The organism is Cellvibrio polysaccharolyticus, assembly GCF_015182315.1.
GTDB classification, from domain to species: domain Bacteria; phylum Pseudomonadota; class Gammaproteobacteria; order Pseudomonadales; family Cellvibrionaceae; genus Cellvibrio; species Cellvibrio polysaccharolyticus.
Window position 1 is genome coordinate 1,790,234 of record NZ_PRDL01000001.1, and the last position, 16,473, is coordinate 1,806,706.

The following is a 16,473-nucleotide window of genomic DNA, read 5'->3' on the forward strand; positions in this document are numbered from 1 at the left end:
TCCTTGTAGCTCCGACGAGTCAACGGCAACTGCTCCTGCGTTACTCTAACTTCCGCCATCCATGGCGGTCGTCCCTGACTCGACGGTTTTCGAACAAGCATCCTAACGCCAAACTCGCCTTGTGCCCCTATTGGGTTTTGCCATCGTCTAAATGGTAGTAGAAATGCTGCCATACTTGTATTCAACGTTTGGATTTGTAAAAAATGTGCCGTTTTGATCGGATTTGAGGTAAGTTTCGCAGCATCTCTAATAATCCAAAAAAGCGGTGATTCTGCATGCGTATATCCAAACTGACACTCCTTGCCTCCCTTGTATTAGCTTCTGTCTGTCAGGCCGATTCTCCTGCCGCCAAGGCGAGCGATAAAGATTGGATCCAGCTGTTTAACGGCAAGGATCTGAGTGACTGGACGATTAAAATTGCCGGTTACGAAGCCAACGACAACGCCTTTAATACTTTCCGTGTGAACGATGGTGTACTGCAAGTGCGCTACGACGAATACGAAAAGTTCGAGAATCAGTTTGGTCATATTTTCTCCAATCACGGCCCTTTTTCGCATTACATTATTCAGGTGGAATACCGTTTTGTGGGCGATCAGGTGAAAGATGGCCCGGCTTGGGCGCAGCGCAATAACGGCATCATGTATCACACCCAATCGGCTGACAGCATGACCTTCACCCAGTGGTTCCCCACCAGTATGGAGTACCAATTGCTGGGTGGTAACGGCACTGAAGAGCGCACCACCGGCAACCTGTGTACCCCGGACACCAAAGTGGTGATTGATGGCAAATTGCGTGAAGACCACTGTATTGTTTCTACCAGTGATACCTTTCACGGCGACCAATGGGTAACGGCAGAGCTGGAAGTGCATGGCAGTAAAGTGGCTATACACCGCATCAATGGCAAAAAAGTGATGGAGTACAACGACCTGCAACTGGATGACGGCACCCCGCTTGAGGGTGGTTTTATCGCACTTCAGGGCGAGACACACCCCACCGATTTCCGCAGTGTCCGGTTGCTGAATCTGAAAGGTTGTATGGATAGTAAAGCGAAGAACTATCAGGCCTGGTATGTAGCTGACGATAAAAACAGCTGCAAATACTGATTGGATAGCGCTAAAAAAGCTGGCCGGTATGCACCGCGCCAGCTTTTTTTGTTTCTGCGTAAAGTGGTTGGCAATTGTTCCGTCAGGGCCAACTTGCCATGTGCCGGGTTATTATTTTTTCAGTGTCGACATGTCAATCACAAAACGGTACTTCACATCGCTTTTCAGCATCCGTTCGTAAGCGTCGTTAATGTTTTGCATGTCGATGGTTTCGATATCCGAGGTAATGCCGTGTTTGCCGCAGAAATCGAGCAGTTCCTGGGTTTCTGCTATACCACCAATCAGTGAGCCGGCAACCGATTTACGCCCGAGCACCAGCGGCGCCGAGTTGAGAAAAGGATCCAGGGGGCCGAGGTATCCTACCAGCACCAGAGTGCCACTGATATTCAAGGTGGGCAGGTAGGGGTTGAGGTCGTGAACGTAAGGTACGGTATCAATAATCAGGTCAAATTGGCCGCGTACCGATAACATTTGTTGCTCATCGCCGGAGAGTACAACGTGATCGGCGCCCAGCCGACGCGCATCGTCTTCTTTACCGGGTGAGCGGGTAAACAGGGTAACTTCTGCCCCCAGCGCTTTGGCCAGCTTCAAGCCCATGTGGCCGAGCCCGCCCAAACCGATCACCGCCACTTTGCTGTGTGAACCCACCTTCCAATGCCGCAACGGCGACCAGGTGGTAATACCGGCGCATAACAAGGGTGCAGCACCTGCCAGATCCAAACCTTCAGGCATATTCAGCACAAATTTTTCCGATACTACAATTTGTTCCGAGTAGCCGCCGTAGGTCAGCGTTTGATCCTGGCGGTCGCGGGCGTTGTAGGTGAGGGTAGGGAACTCCTCGCAATATTGTTCATGCCCTTGCTGGCAGGGCTGACAATGCTGGCAGGAATCTACCATGCAACCCACGCCGACATGATCCCCGGCTTTGAAGCGGCTGACCTTGCTGCCAACGCTGAGCACCTTGCCAATAATCTCGTGCCCCGGTACTGCTGGGTAAACCGTGTCATGCCAATCATTGCGAGCGGTGTGCAAATCCGAATGGCACACGCCGCAATACAATATCTCAATCACCACATCGTCGGTTCTGGTGGCACGGCGGTTGAAATGAAAGGGCGCCAGCGAGGCGGTGGCAGATGGTGCGGCGTAACCCAATATAGTGGTGGTCATAGAGCTGTCCTCAACAAATAGATGGGAAGTAGAGTCAGGTTAGCGCAATGCTTAACCTCTTGTTCGACCGGGTCGGTGATTGTAGAGTCGGTCGGCGAGTTTGATAAGTCAGGATAATTGGCATTCGCTAATGAATTTAGCTCATAAATAGCCCGGGCAGATTTTCTGCGCTGAAAACCGCTGGTGGACGCTGGCCAGGTTGCGCACAAATGGCTGCTCAGATTTTACCGGACGCTGTATTGAAAAGTTTGGTAAGGGCTATTTTTTCGGGCATCGCGACTGGTATAACCTCTGAATAATTTACTAATGCTTGCTTATCCATGAGAGATATTCATTAATGCCGCCCGAAAACCTGAATGATCTGCTCGCCTTTCTGGCCGTGGCCCGGGCGCGCAGTTTTACCAAAGCGGCAGCGCAGCTCGGCGTATCCCAGTCGGCCTTAAGCCATACGCTACGCGGCCTTGAAACCCGCTTGGGCATTCGCCTGTTAACGCGCACCACACGCAGTGTTTCCCCTACCGAGGCGGGGCAGCGTCTTATGCTGTCCATTGGCCCGCGGCTGGATGAAATTGAAGGTGAGCTGGCGGCGCTGAGCGAGTTTCGGGAAAGGCCGGCAGGTACTATTCGTATCAACGCCGCCGAACACGCCGCCACCAGGGTATTGTGGCCCACGCTGGAAAAGTTTCTGCCGGACTACCCGGATATCAAAGTGGAAGTGAGTGTTGAATACGGCATGATCGATATTGTTGCCCAGCAATATGACATGGGTGTTCGGTTGGGTGATCAGGTGGCGAAAGATATGATTGCGGTGCGCATCGCCCCGGATATGCGCATGGTGGTGGTCGCCACCCCCGGTTATTTTGAGCGCTATCCGGTGCCGGAAACGCCTCGCGATTTAACCATCCATAACTGCATTAACCTGCGCCTCAGCACCCACGGCGGGCTTTATGCCTGGGAGTTTGAAAAAGACGGCCAACCGCTCAATGTAAAAGTGGAAGGGCAACTGGTATTCAACGGTAGCGCACCGGTGCTCAGAGCGGCGCTTGCCGGTATGGGGTTGGCCTGTGTGCCGGAGGATCTGGTCATAGAGCATATTGCTGCAGGGCACCTGGTACAGGTGCTGGATGACTGGTGCCAGCCGTTTCCCGGCTACCATATTTATTACCCGAGCCGCCGCCAATCGTCACCGGCCTTTAAATTGCTGGTAGACGCATTGCGTTACCAGACACCGGAAGCGACTCCGTAAAGACAAGGCTGGTATTTGAGCGCTGCGGGTGCGAAGCTTGCCTGGCAAAGGTCGCCGGGAGGTGTAGGGATCATGATATAAGTTGTTAAAAACCCCGCTGTAGCGGTGTTTCAGCGTATGATAAAACATCAACTTTTACAGCAATTGCTGATTATAAAAATACCAACGGCTACTTGAAATGCAGCAATTTTACAAACGTGCACTGGTGATACTGGTTTTATTGATCATTGCCAGCGCGATTGGCGCTTATGTTTGTGTACAGCGCGCTTTCCCTGAAATGTTCCTCTTGCCCGCAGAAGAAGACAGCGTACTCTGGCTCTCTGACCTGAGAACTGACAGCCGGGATGACGGTGGCGATTCTACCATTCATCTGGTTGATGACCGGTTCAGCCTGAACTTCAAATTCTTTGTTACCGAAACGGCTGCCTATCCGTTTTCGTCGATCAGCCTTCTGTTTAAAGACGCAGCCGGTGAGGAAAGCCTTACCGATCTTTCCCGTTATGAAGAGCTGACGTTTAACGTCAGGTGTGCGCCGAATAACGTGCTCTCTTTTTCGCTCTATACCTTTGATGAACATACCTCGGTTACCGGTAAATATTTAACTTACCGCGGGCCTATCGGTTTCTTCTCCTGCAAAAACGAATGGGCGCAAGTGCGCATGGATTTAACCCGGCTGGACACACCCCAGTGGTGGTTCGATATGTTCGGGCAGGAGCTTTCGCGCAAAGGGTATAACTTGCAAAAAGTGGCCGGGCTTACCTTTGCCTCGACCTTTCAAAGCCCGAAAAATACCGAATCCGAAGTCATCATCAGCAATATAAAAATCGCTGGCGAGCAGTGGAGTTATATTTACGCGCTGTGCGTTTTTCTGGCATTGATCTGGCTGGGCTTTGTTATCTGGCTGATGCGCCAGCACACCCGCTTTTTGATAAAAGACCTCGAAGAAAAAGTACAGCGTGACCGCCCGCTGGTGGCTTATCAGCAGCTGTCGGTTGAGCCGCACCGCGAAAAAGAACGTGCACAAGTACTGAGCTTTATGGCTACCGAATATTCCAACTCCGAGTTGAATCTGGAGTCAATGGTTACAAAGCTGGGCGTCAGTCGCACCAAAATAAACGATATCCTGAAAAGCGAAATGGGATACACCTTCACCACCTACCTGAACAAATTGCGTTTGGCCGAAGCCGCCCGGCTGATTGCCGAAAAAGATGTCAACGTTTCCGAAATTGCCTATTTGGTGGGGTACAACAACGTTTCCTATTTCAACAAGCTGTTTAAAGAAGAATACGGCTGCACGCCAAAAGTATTTAAAAACCTCTGCGGTTCTAAAAAATAGCGTTGGCAACAACAAGCTTCCTATTCTTTTCTGTAACGGGCTGTGAATCTGATAACGCAGGATATAAAAAGAAAAAAGCGGCACACTTTCATGTGCCGCCTTGTCAGGATTTAGAAGTTTGCACGAAGCGTTAAGGCATAGCGGGTATCGTTTACGAAGAAAGACGCGTAACGATCACCGGCACCTATTTGTTTCATAATGGTACGAGTTTCTGAATTGGTAATGTTGTTCACTTCAAGACCAAGAGAGAAGTTGTCGTTGATATTATAGAAAATAGATCCATCCAGTTGCCCTGAATCATCACTCCAGATTGGCAAGCGATAATAGGTACCGTTACTTTCGTTAACGCCGCCATTGTCGCCATCGTAGCCGTTAGCACCAATCGCCATCAGGTACTCACTGCGCCAGCTCCAGGCGAGCCGTACAGACACAGGCCCTTTTTCGTACATACCGATAATGTTGTAAGCATTTTTGGATAAGCCTTCATAAGGTTGCTTGCCAGGGAAGGGCGTACCATCTGTGTCGACAGCGCTACGAGTAGCACCTTCGTTGTCTGCGTCGGCAGCATCAGGAATATTGGTGCTGCTGTCGATGTAGGTGTAGTTTACTTGCAAACCAAGGCCATCCCACGGGGCTGGTAACATATCAAAGAACTGGTTATACCCGAGTTCAAAGCCGTTAATCTTGGCGCTTCCCACGTTTTCCGGACGAGTGACGTTGTAGTCCCAGCCATTATAGGTTTCGCGAACTACTGAATCGCGAATAATGCCTGTCAAGCTCTTATGGAAGAGTGTTCCATAAATCATGCCGCCCTTATCATCAAAATACCATTCCGCAGACACATCGAATTGATCGGCTTCAATAGGTTTCAGGTAGGGGTTTTTAGCAGTGGACGATAAACGAACTTCAGATGCAGGAATATTGCTTTCAGCATTTTGTCCGTCTCTGAAGGAAGCTTCGAGATTTCTGAAAGATTTCAACTGACTGAAATCCGGTCTGGAAATCGCTTGTGAAGCGGCAAAACGTAAAAACACATCATCGCGTAACTGCATACGCAAGTTCAAACTGGGAAGAACATTGGTGTAGGAGTTTTCTGCACTCAGGAATTCGCTGGGTGCGTTAAAGGGTTTTTCTTCCGCCTGGTTAAGCGTGAAGTCTGGGTAAACCAGGAAACCGTCGGCAGTCATTTCGGTTCTTACAACGCGAACACCGATGTTACCATCGATGGGTTTGGCAAGGTCAGCAAAACCAAAACGGGCAACCGCGTGAACGGCATAGGTGTTTTCTTCCTGCCGATTTGACCAATCCGGGTCATTTTTATCCCGTAAGGTGAAATCATCACAACAGATGTAATTGGGCGATGCTGCGCCATGCAAATCCTGGAAGGATTTGGGGTATCCGAGCGCGAGGTCCAAAGAAGGTGCCCAGACAACGCCGTTCATGTTTCCCTTTCCTTTAAAGAAATTGGGATATTGATTCAGATTCAGCAGGTGATATTCGCTCTCCTGAATTTTCGGCAGCGGTTGATCCGGGTCCAGCTTCCAGCCTTTCATCCAGGGCTGATAGATACCTTGCCAGTTATAAGCGGTATCAATGTTGTCGGCTGTGCGATCAGTAGCGCGCGCACCAAATTTAATAGATCTAAGAAATGAGTCTTCAATGGTGTACTCACCATCGATTCTGAAAGCGATCTGTTCGGCTTCACTTTCTTCAATGTGAGGCATGGTAAATGCCCAGTAATAATTGCCAGGATCTGCCAGATAGCTTGCGTCACTGGTGATTTTTGGCATACGTCCGGTGAGGTCAAGATCAAGATAGGGCAAATCAATCGCCGTTGCTACGGTTGAGTCCAGAGAATCAGTGGTCGATTTTGTATATTGTAAATCGGTACTGAAAGACCATTTATCCGAGGCTTGCCACTTCACGCCACCGGAAAAATCGGTCGTTTTAGATTCTCTGGTGGACGCACGAATGTCGGCACCGTATGACATACCATCGTTTGCTGTGTCATATAAGCGACCGGACCGAAAAACACCATTTTCAAATACGGCATTGTCACTACCCAGGGTCCATGGGTCGTTGTTTACGAAGATGGCATCTTCATTCCATTGCATGTCATAGGAGCTTCTGAACGCAGTCAGGTAAACTTCGGTGGTATCACTTGGCCGCCATTGAAAGGCGCCATAGGTACCCAGTCTTTCGCGCTGATATTCCATGGTGCGCCAGTCAGCACCCTTCGGAAGCCACATTTTCTGGCCTTCCACGATATCTGTTCTGGCAAACATGGCGCGGTTAAAAATACCATCGGTGCGGGTGGCAAGATCGGAATAGGCTACGTCCAGCAAGATTCCCATTTCACCGGCGTTGGTATCCCAGCGGTTGCTGTAGAGTGCCGAGAAAGACGGTTTGGTTTCCTCGATAAAGTCACCGTAGTTGGCACTGGCGGACAAGCCGATTTTTTGACCGTCCAATTCCAGTGGCATTTTGGTACGCAGGTTGACTGTTCCGCCCAGACCACCTTCAATCATGTCGGCCGACGGGTTTTTGTAAACATCGACACCGGCCATCAGTTCAGCAGGTACGTCTTCAAAAGAAAGGCTGCGGCCACCACTGGCTGAGAAGCTGTCGCGACCATTCAGCTCACTGCGCACGTGGCGCATGCCACGCACCGCTACGCCGCTTCCTTCGGCAGAAAAGTGTTCCGGATCACCGATCGAAATGAAACGTTCGATGGTCACACCGGAGATACGCTGAATAGCTTCGGTAATACTGCGATCTGGCAGTTTGCCGATGTCGTCAGACACAATCGAGTCAACGATTTGCTCGGCGTTTTGTTTAAGCAGCTGCGCAGACTGAACGCTGCCGCGCTGGCCGGATACGATGATTTCTTCAATGCCGGCGCCTTCCTGGGCGTACACCGAGTTGCCAAAGCCCAGCGCTCCTACCGCGAAGGAAAGGGTAGAAGCAGACCGGATCAGCCTTGCCAGGGTTTTTCGGGTGAATTTTTTGTTGTGATGATGTGTCATGGAGACGCTCCTAATATTATTGCTTTTATCGCTGGCCGCTCATTTCTCGGATTGATAGTGAGGCGGCATCAGGATGCTGTTGTCGTAACCTGCGGTTGAGGTTTACGGTTGAATCAGTGTTGTTTTGGTCAGGGCATCCAGTGCCTGCTGGTCAAAAACCCGGTTGGTTTTGCGATCAAAAATGCCGGAGCCGAAATTATCCAGCGCACCGCTATCCCAGTAGAAAGGTAATAAACCGTTGGCGATGGCGGTTTTGGTTACGTAGCCAAGGTAGTAAGCGCGTGATGCCAGATGTCGCTCCAGCGATTCACCGGTAAGGTCATCGCGGCGCATGGCTGCGAATTCGCCCAGCACTACCGGAATCCCCTGATCAACAAACCGGGTCTTCATTTGAGCGAACAAATCATCAACGGTGCTTTCTTCACCCCAGGTGGGGTTGCGCTCCGTATCCGTGGTGGAGTGAAAACCTTCACCCCAGTAATAAAACTGCTTGCCCCAGGATTCATCGGTTCTCATCAGGGTGAAATTGAAGGGGGTGTAAAAGTGCACTTCAAACATCAGTCGCTCAGCAATGGTGTCTTCAGGCATACCGGTCCACAGTTGCTGGCTTAATTCGATATCGGTTTTCGGGCCTTGCACGATAAGCACCCGGTAGGCGTTCTTGCCGCCGGTGGCGCGCACGGCATCAACAAAGGTCTGGTGGTAGGCGCGCAAAACATCCATATGTTCTGCCTTTTCCACATCCGGCTCGTTGGCGCTGGCGAACATCAGGCGCTCATCAAAATCGCGTAAATGGGTGGCAATTTGCTCCCAGAAGGCTTTTTGTTTCGCGTTGATTTCCGTCTGTTTGGCGGTATTGATATTGTTTTCCAGCCAGCCGCCATCCCAATGAATGTTCACCATCACGTACATATCATTGTCGATACAGTGTTGAACGACCTGTTTGACCCGGTTCAGCCATGCCGGGTCGATGGCTGCTGTTTGCTGGTTCGCGTACTGATTCCAGGAAACCGGTATCCGGATCGCATTGAAGCCATTGGCCTTAACCAATTGAATCAGTTCGTTGCTGGCTTGCGGGTTGCCCCAGGCGGTTTCACCGCCGATGGCCTCGAGCGTATTACCAATGTTCCAGCCCACCTTGATGGCATCGGCAATCTGTATGGCGTTCCGGGTCATACCGGTACTGTCCGGCGCCAGCGGGTGGCTGTTGTAATCCGGGTAAATACCGGCGGCTGCAACACTGGATGACGATGACGAAATAACCGGAGCGGCGCTGGATGCGCTGCTGGCTGTGGACGATGGAACATCAGGTGACGGCGATTTACTGCCACTGCTACCACAGGCGGTCAGCAGCAATAGCAGACCCGACAACAGAGCCGGAAGAATAATTCTCATGAATGCCTCGGTTATTTTTATCTTTATTAGTGTGCCGCTGCCAGCTGGTGGCGGGGGCTTATTGTCTGATGGACAATTTAAGGTGGGCGAATGCGGGGAATGTATCGTTTTAAGGTGAATTCCTGCCAAAAATTGAATAGTTAAAATAATTTTGATTTTTTTGTTAGTTTTGGGGCGTGTTTTTGAAGCCTTGGCGGAGATTTGTGATTGTTTTTTGAGCTGTTGATGTTTTTCTAATGATGAGCCAAACAAGGTATGGATCAGATTTTCATTCGCCAATTTCAGACGGAACACCGCCCACAAAAAAGCCCGGTCAGCTTTCACTGCCGGGCTTTCGTATTTCAATCAGGAACTTATTCCTCGTATTCACCTTTGAGGGTGCTCAGATAAGCAACCAGATCACGGATCTGTTCGCGGCTGAGCAAGTAACCCATCGGTGGCATACCGGACACAGAGGTTTCAACATCGGCTACATCCACACGGTTGATCACGTGGGTTTTATCACCCGCGGTAATCGTCATAGTGGTTTTGGTTTCCGCATCGAAAGTACCTTCAATACGATCACCGTTTTTCAGCACCGCGGTAATACGACCGAAACCGGGCGCAATACGTGCAGCCGGGTCAACCAGCGCTTCCAGCAATTGTTCGCGGGAAATGACGTTGGCGATGTTGGTCAGTTCCGGGCCAACCAGGTTGCCGCGTTTGCCCACGATATGACAGCGCACACACTGAGCCGCATTGTCGAAGCGGAAGAGGGTGCGACCGGCTATCGCATCGCCGCCGTACAGCGACTCGCGGTATACATCGACCGGCTCATCCTTGTTTTTGCTGCTCTGGTAAGTTTCCAGCAGGGCTTTCACATCGGCGGCTTCAATTTTCTCGGCGGCGCTAACCAGTTCCAGTTGCACTTCCGGCGCGATATTGCCATCAATCAATTTCTGCAATTGTTTGGCGAATACGGCGTAGGCTTCCGGCGCTTTAACGTTGGCCAATGACAGATAAGCGGCTTGTTGTTCGCCGGTTGAACCGTCTTGTAACAACAGGTCATGCATTTCCACGGTCTGGGTTACTGGCAAGTCCAGCTCCGGCACCATCGCCAGGGCGGCCATACGTACCGCTTGGTCTTTATCTTTCAGCGCCGAGAACACCACTTCACCCATGTCGGCGTAGTTCTGACCGTTGAGCGTGGTCAGCGCGGCAATACGGACTACCGGCGCCGGGTCGCTGGCCAGGGCTTTCAACAGCGCATCGTTAACGCTGCGAATGTCCAGCGAGCCAACCGCAAGAATCGTGGCTTCACGCACCGCCGCTTCCTTGTCGCCAATCAATTTGGCGAAAACCGAGGTCAGTGCCTGACGAGCGTCTTCTACATTATGTGAAACCACACCGCGATGCTGGCCGGTAATGCGGTCAAACGCAGAGGATTCGTGCCAAATGCCGACCACACTCAGTGCTTCTGCACGCAGTTTGCTGTCTACGCCAGCTTTCTGTGCAAAATTCACCAGACGTTGTACGTTTTCTGAACCTTCGCCGTAGAGGTTGGCGTTGATCAGACGGCGCAACAGCGGCTCGTTAGTGAATTTGGTGGTATCCAACAGTTCTGCCAGGGCGGGCAGAGCCGGGGTAATAAAGTTGTCATCACTGATGGCGCGCGCGGCGTTGGTGACGACGAACTCGCTCTTGTCGTTAAGGAACTGTGCCACCGCCGGGCTTTCCAGACGTTTCAGGGCAACTACCGCTGCCACACGAACCGCTTCTGAGGAATGGGAAACCAGCGCTGCCAGGGCTTCTTCATCACCAATACGTTCCAGCGCGATAGCACCGGCATGGCGCAGGTACACGTCTTTATCGTTGTTGGCTTCCAGCATGGCAATAATCGGTTGCACCGCAGCATCTGCATTGATGCGACCCAGAGCCTGGGTGGCCAGCAGTTGCACGCGCAGATCCTTGTCTTTCAACAGCGGGATGATTTGTTCGGCAACGCTATCAATATTGGAGTCACCCAATACACGGGCAGCCTGGGCACGAATTTCGCTGTCCGAATCTTGCAGCAGTGCTACCAGCGCCGTGGCATTGCTGGCATCTTTACGAGCCAGTTGGCCAATCCCCCACATGGCGTGGATACGGGCCAATTGGTGTTCGTCTTCAGCGGCAACTTTTTGCAATTGAGCAATATCACCACGCTTGACCAGTTCAAACTGGGATTTTTGACGCACACGCATATCGTCGTGGCGCAACAGTTCGGTCAGCAGCTCAACGGAGTGTTCGGCAAACGATTCCGCCAAACGTTTTTGGGTGTCTTGTCTGGCTTCATTACCGGCGGCGTCCGGGGTATCCAGCTTCCAGATGCGACCTTTTTGTTTAAGGCCCCAACCTTCAATCCAGTCGCTCATGTAGAGCGCGCCGTCCGGACCAAAGTCGATGCCGGTGGTCAGTGCACCACGGAAAACCTGCTGGTCAGTGGCCAATTTGAAAGATGCGCCTTGCGGCTCAAGGGTGAAAGCATTAACGCCGGAGCGCGGTGCAGAACCCACAAACTCAACCACGAAGAAGTGGTCTTTCCATTTTTCGCTGAACGCAGTACCCGGGTTGTAAGCCATACCGGCCGGGCCGGAGTGATAAGGGGCGATAGGCGGCAGAATGTGCGCTGCCTGACCGTCAAAGCGCGGCGTGTAGTAGTTTTCGTCCATCCACACTTTGTAGGTGTTGTTTTTCGGGTCTTTATATTTGCCCAGCTGCCAGTTGGTGCGCCAGCCGGAATCGGAACCGTCAATCAAATACACCAGGCGCTCGTACTCGCCCACATGGTCACCGTCGTTATCCACGCTGATCATGTTGCCGTGTTTGTCGAAAGAGAATTCATGCACGTTACGCACGCCAGCGGCAAACACTTCAAAGCCGGAACCATCCAGTTCGCTACGAACCACAACACCCTGATTGGAGTATTGCCATTTTTTGCCGTCCTGATCGGTAACGTTGGTGCCCACATCGCCCATGCTGTAATAAATACGACCATCCGGGCCCAGGGTAATACCGGACAAACCATGGCCGCTAAAACCGATATGTACGGCAAAGCCGTGGGCAATGGAGGTTTTGCTATCGGCGATGCCGTCACCATCGGTGTCTTTTACTCGCCAGGCATCCGGTGCAACCGTCAGGAAAACTTCATCCAGATCGTTGTGATAAAAAACGCCGCCCAGTACATCGGTCACTTCGGTGTTGAAGTCACGCAGGTAAACCTGAGCCCGGTCTGCGGTGCCGCTGCCGGTGGTATCTTCCAGCAACAGGACTTCTTCTTTATTAACGGCCAGATCGCGCCAATCGTGGCTGCCGTCTTTATTGCGATCCGGGATAAATTTGTTCTGGTCACTTTTTTCCGGTGCCAGTTCGGTATGCAGGAAGTTTCGGCGATCTTCCACGGTTTTGAAGGTCATGGAAGGCTGTTCCCATGCCGGATAACCGCGAATATCAAATTCGGAATTATTGCTGCGGAACGTGTTGGCAACCCAGATTCGGCCTTTGTCATCCACATTCAGCGCTACGGTATCCCCGAGCAGCTTTTCTGACGCCCACAAGGTAGCTTGCATATCGTCCGGCATGGTCATGCTGATTTGCTGCATGATCTGCTTGGCGGTGCGTTCGGCTTCGGCGTCACTGACCTGCCGAACCTCAAGTTCGGGCTTGGCGGCGCTGGAAGTTTGCGCTACGTCAGAAGAGGTTGTGGATGCTGCGGGAGGGGTGTTGTCCTGGGAGCAACCGCTCAGCACGGTCAGGGAAATAATCAGAGCCAGTGCAGAACGGTGGCCCTGTAAAACGCCGGTAAGGAAATTTTTTTTCATGTCCAACTCACGATCGTTATGGTTATTTGAAGCTGCCTTCGCAGGCCATCAAGTGTCGGTGCGAATTATAGGCGAGCAGCGATCCGCTGAAATCAACTTTGACCTATATAGACATTACTTAACACTCCGATTATTTTTTCAGGAAGCGCTGAAAAATAGCACAGCTTCGCTATTTTCAATCCGCTCACCAGGGCTTTTTATTCAAACTGGTATACAAGTTTGCTGTCGGTATTTTTTATCAGGACGACAGGCGGGTCAAGCGATTTAAAGTTGGCCGCAGGTTAAATTATCGTCAAATTCCGGTGGCTGCCGCGCAGGAAATTTCGGCGAGGCGGTTACAGCGTCTTCTTTCCGTTGTTTTGATCAGCCGTGATTGAAATGTCGGTCGGGACGCAGACGCATTTTGTATGTTATTGATTTTTCAGAATAGTTTTTAGCGATTTGCAGCCTTTTGATGAGCCGGGAATGGAGCCGAAAAGGCTTTACTTGTGTGTAACAGGGAGTATATAGTGAATCCGCTGGCAAACATGCAGCATTATTTATGGTTACATCGTTGTTCTAGCAGTACGACTATTAGTACCTCGTTTTGTTCTTCATAAGTAAGTGTGATCAGTCAGCATAAGCCAAATGGCACATAATTTATTAACACGCTTGAGAGCAAAGAGGTTCTTATGTCCAGAAGTACTGGTACTGTTAAGTGGTTCAACGAATCCAAAGGTTTCGGTTTTATTGAGAGCGAAGGTGGTCAGGACGTATTCGTTCACTACAGCGCTATCAGCGGTTCAGGTTTCAAAACCCTGGCCGAAGGCCAACGCGTTGAGTTCGACGTTAAGCCAGGTCAAAAAGGCCCACAAGCTGAGAACGTGATTGGTCTGTAAGGACCCCGTTAACACAGCTTGACCCAACAAAGCCGCTTTTAGCGGCTTTGTTTTTTGTGCTCGGGATGAGCCGCTATCGCATAACCGCAGGGATACATCAGTTTTACTGACATGCGTCCCCTTGCCGGAATCTTACCTTCTGTCATTTGGCGCCGGTTGATTGCCGTAAATGACCTGGAGGTAATTACCTTGCCCGAATACGTTACATCTGCTTCTGCCCACGTGCGCTCCCGGCACGGCATTCTCATGCTTAACAACCGCCACCGCCTTATCCGCGATATTCAGAAAAACAATCCTTTCCCCGGTCTGCATGGTCATCAGGTTTGGCAATCCAGTTTTATGATTATGGATTACCTCGAAAACAATCCTATAGCTGCCAATCAGGATATTCTCGACCTCGGTTGTGGCTGGGGGTTGCTGGGTATTTTTTGTGCAAAACATTTTGCGGCGCGTGTTACCGGCATTGATGCAGACGAGCATGTGTTCCCTTATTTACACACTCACGCCGAAGTGAACAATGTCACCCTGGCGACCGATCACCGTCGTTTCGATCAAATATCGGAAGATCAGCTGCTGACCTCCGACATGCTGGTCGGTGGTGATATTTGTTTCTGGGATGAGATGGTAGGCGCACTGCAAAACCTGATTCAGCGGGCGCTGATGTCGGGCGTACAAAAAATAATCATTGCCGATCCGGGGCGCCAAACCTTCAGACGGTTGGCCGACTATTGTGCCCGTCATTATGGCGGCGAGCTGTTGCCCTGGCGTTTGGAAGGCAAGCAACGTCACTCGGGTTATTTATTGATCATACAAAATCCCTGGTTTGTGACCGGGTCTCGATAGCAACAGGGAACTGTTGTTATTTGGGCAATGCTGGTAGTCTTTTCAATTCTTTTCTTTTATATTTCTTCCTGCTAGTTGTTCGGTTATTCCATTTGCTTGCGCTGTGCTGGCATTGGATTTTTTCGTAATTAACACCGGTAATTAATATGAAGAAAATACTGCTTTTGGCTTTCGCTTTCTGTTTTTTTTCGTCGGTATCGCATGCGCAAACTGCTACCGACAAATCATTGGATGAACTTTTTTCTCTCACCGATATGGATAAGTTGGTGGACAGTGCTTATGGCCAAATGGACAGCATGTTTGCTCAAATGGCCGGACAAATGGATCTTAACGAAGCACAAAAACCGATCATGGAGAAATTCTTCAAAAAATACACCGCGCTGGTACGTGAAGAGCTGTCCTGGCAACAATTGAAAGCGCCAATGAATGAGGCTTACCGCACCGTATTTACCGAGCCTGAAGTGCGCGAATTAATTGAATTCTATCAGTCACCTTTGGGGAAAAAATTACTCGAAAAAATGCCGGAGCTGATGCAAGCCTCCATGGTGTTGGTGCAGGAATCCATGAAAGATATGATGCCCAAATTGCAGGCGCTGCAACAGGAACTGCAACAGGAACTTGAAGCTGCCAAATAAGTGGTAGCAACTTCAAAAAAACCGCACTACCTTTCGGTAAGTGCGGTTTTTTTATTCTGTGGGGGTGATTTTTAATTGATACAACAGCGGCCACATTTTTCCGGTTACCCATAAGGTTTGTTGTTGCTCATCCCAGGCGATACCGTTTAATACTCGCTCGCTGCCGGGCGGTGTATGCCGGGTTGCGATTTCGCTTAAATCCAGGCTGCCCTCAACATTTCCGCTCACCGGATCAATAATAACAATGCGCGGCTGATGCCAGATATTGGCCCATATTTTCCCGTTAATAAATTCCAGTTCGTTCAGTTGATTGACCGGTTTGCCTTGCTCGGTAACCTGCACACTGTTAATGACTTTGAAATCTTTTTGCTGATGAAAATAAATGCGATCACTGCCATCGGTGCGTATCAGGGTTTTCCCGTGGTGGGTTAGTCCCCAGCCTTGCCCCGCGTAAGGCAGCGTTTGCTCCAGGGCAAATGTTTCGCGGTTAAAAATGAGCAATGCCTGTTCCTGCCAAGTCAGTAAATACAGTTTGTCATTCAGCAGCGTTAGCCCTTCGGCAAAATACTTATCGTCAATTTTTTGCGCCTTTGCCCAACCGGCTTGCTGCCGATTGCGTTCCGCAAATGAAGGTTTTACCGGGTAGCGCACCAGCAGCGAGCGGCCATACAAACCGCTGCTTTCATAAAAATAGCCGTTATCGATCAGTAGCCCCTGAGTAAAAAGGGCCGGGTCGTGTAGCCGGGTGCTGACAATTTCATACTGATAATGCGTTACCGGGTTGTTGGCCTGTACACCGGTAAACAAGGCAGTGCCCGTGAAGACTATCAATAGGCTAATGAGGCGAGTAAAAGAAAACACAGGTACTCCAACAGAGGTGTCAGCCGGGCTGCCGCTGCATCATCGGCGGTGAAAACAGATTTGGCATGTTAACAATCGCTGCCTGACTTGCCCATCCCGTGATGAATCGGGTGTTGGATGCTTGCGTGCGGGTTTATTGTTTTG

General features: G+C 50.7%; 11 protein-coding genes. 6 read left to right on the forward strand and 5 right to left on the reverse strand.

Annotated elements, in window-relative coordinates; all coding sequences use genetic code 11:
- Window positions 1-275 precede the first annotated feature (275 nt).
- Window positions 276-1,103, forward strand: coding sequence for a 3-keto-disaccharide hydrolase (locus tag C4F51_RS07630; RefSeq protein WP_193908664.1), 828 nt, complete (start codon window positions 276-278; stop codon window positions 1,101-1,103).
- Window positions 1,104-1,214: 111 nt separating this feature from the next.
- Here C4F51_RS07630 and C4F51_RS07635 read toward each other — a convergent pair whose 3' ends face one another.
- Window positions 1,215-2,270 (reverse strand): NAD(P)-dependent alcohol dehydrogenase, encoded by a 1,056-nt coding sequence (locus C4F51_RS07635; RefSeq protein WP_193908665.1) that lies wholly within the window; start codon window positions 2,268-2,270, stop codon window positions 1,215-1,217.
- Between the two features lie 337 nt (window positions 2,271-2,607).
- Between C4F51_RS07635 and C4F51_RS07640 the strand changes: the two genes are divergently transcribed.
- Both C4F51_RS07640 and C4F51_RS07645 read left to right on the forward strand, forming a co-directional pair.
- Window positions 2,608-3,516 (forward strand): LysR family transcriptional regulator, encoded by a 909-nt coding sequence (locus tag C4F51_RS07640; RefSeq protein WP_193908666.1) that lies wholly within the window; start codon window positions 2,608-2,610, stop codon window positions 3,514-3,516.
- Between the two features lie 178 nt (window positions 3,517-3,694).
- Window positions 3,695-4,852 carry a helix-turn-helix domain-containing protein gene (locus C4F51_RS07645; RefSeq protein ID WP_193908668.1) on the forward strand — a complete coding sequence of 386 codons (1,158 nt, stop codon included), beginning with the start codon at window positions 3,695-3,697 and terminating at the stop codon, window positions 4,850-4,852.
- Window positions 4,853-4,962: 110 nt separating this feature from the next.
- On the opposite strand, the gene C4F51_RS07650 is transcribed toward C4F51_RS07645, so the two are convergent.
- The 3 genes from C4F51_RS07650 to C4F51_RS07660 all read right to left on the reverse strand — a co-directional run bounded on the left by C4F51_RS07650 (window position 4,963) and on the right by C4F51_RS07660 (window position 13,112).
- Complete coding sequence (locus C4F51_RS07650; protein ID WP_193908670.1) at window positions 4,963-7,878, reverse strand: TonB-dependent receptor; 2,916 nt, start codon at window positions 7,876-7,878, stop codon at window positions 4,963-4,965.
- A 102-nt stretch (window positions 7,879-7,980) separates the two neighbouring features.
- A complete protein-coding gene (locus tag C4F51_RS07655; RefSeq protein WP_235992298.1) occupies window positions 7,981-9,273 on the reverse strand; it encodes a glycoside hydrolase family 5 protein in 1,293 nt (430 codons plus the stop codon).
- Between the two features lie 353 nt (window positions 9,274-9,626).
- A complete protein-coding gene (locus C4F51_RS07660; protein ID WP_193908671.1) occupies window positions 9,627-13,112 on the reverse strand; it encodes a HEAT repeat domain-containing protein in 3,486 nt (1,161 codons plus the stop codon).
- Window positions 13,113-13,783: 671 nt separating this feature from the next.
- Here C4F51_RS07660 and C4F51_RS07665 point away from each other — a divergent pair.
- The 3 genes from C4F51_RS07665 to C4F51_RS07675 all read left to right on the forward strand — a co-directional run bounded on the left by C4F51_RS07665 (window position 13,784) and on the right by C4F51_RS07675 (window position 15,468).
- On the forward strand, window positions 13,784-13,990 hold the full coding sequence (locus tag C4F51_RS07665; RefSeq protein ID WP_193908673.1) for a cold-shock protein: 207 nt from the start codon (window positions 13,784-13,786) through the stop codon (window positions 13,988-13,990).
- A 189-nt stretch (window positions 13,991-14,179) separates the two neighbouring features.
- Window positions 14,180-14,833 (forward strand): class I SAM-dependent methyltransferase, encoded by a 654-nt coding sequence (locus tag C4F51_RS07670; RefSeq protein ID WP_235992299.1) that lies wholly within the window; start codon window positions 14,180-14,182, stop codon window positions 14,831-14,833.
- Window positions 14,834-14,979: 146 nt separating this feature from the next.
- Complete coding sequence (locus C4F51_RS07675; protein ID WP_193908678.1) at window positions 14,980-15,468, forward strand: DUF2059 domain-containing protein; 489 nt, start codon at window positions 14,980-14,982, stop codon at window positions 15,466-15,468.
- 51 nt (window positions 15,469-15,519) lie between these two features.
- Here C4F51_RS07675 and C4F51_RS07680 read toward each other — a convergent pair whose 3' ends face one another.
- Window positions 15,520-16,329 (reverse strand): glutaminyl-peptide cyclotransferase, encoded by an 810-nt coding sequence (locus C4F51_RS07680; RefSeq protein WP_193908680.1) that lies wholly within the window; start codon window positions 16,327-16,329, stop codon window positions 15,520-15,522.
- Window positions 16,330-16,473: the final 144 nt, after the last annotated feature.

Coding starts and splice junctions, on each gene's coding strand:
- C4F51_RS07630 (WP_193908664.1), top strand. CDS start 276: ATGCGTATATCCAAACTGACACTCCTTGCCTCCCTTGTATTAGCTTCT.
- C4F51_RS07635 (WP_193908665.1), bottom strand. CDS start 2,270: ATGACCACCACTATATTGGGTTACGCCGCACCATCTGCCACCGCCTCG.
- C4F51_RS07640 (WP_193908666.1), top strand. CDS start 2,608: ATGCCGCCCGAAAACCTGAATGATCTGCTCGCCTTTCTGGCCGTGGCC.
- C4F51_RS07645 (WP_193908668.1), top strand. CDS start 3,695: ATGCAGCAATTTTACAAACGTGCACTGGTGATACTGGTTTTATTGATC.
- C4F51_RS07650 (WP_193908670.1), bottom strand. CDS start 7,878: ATGACACATCATCACAACAAAAAATTCACCCGAAAAACCCTGGCAAGG.
- C4F51_RS07655 (WP_235992298.1), bottom strand. CDS start 9,273: ATGAGAATTATTCTTCCGGCTCTGTTGTCGGGTCTGCTATTGCTGCTG.
- C4F51_RS07660 (WP_193908671.1), bottom strand. CDS start 13,112: ATGAAAAAAAATTTCCTTACCGGCGTTTTACAGGGCCACCGTTCTGCA.
- C4F51_RS07665 (WP_193908673.1), top strand. CDS start 13,784: ATGTCCAGAAGTACTGGTACTGTTAAGTGGTTCAACGAATCCAAAGGT.
- C4F51_RS07675 (WP_193908678.1), top strand. CDS start 14,980: ATGAAGAAAATACTGCTTTTGGCTTTCGCTTTCTGTTTTTTTTCGTCG.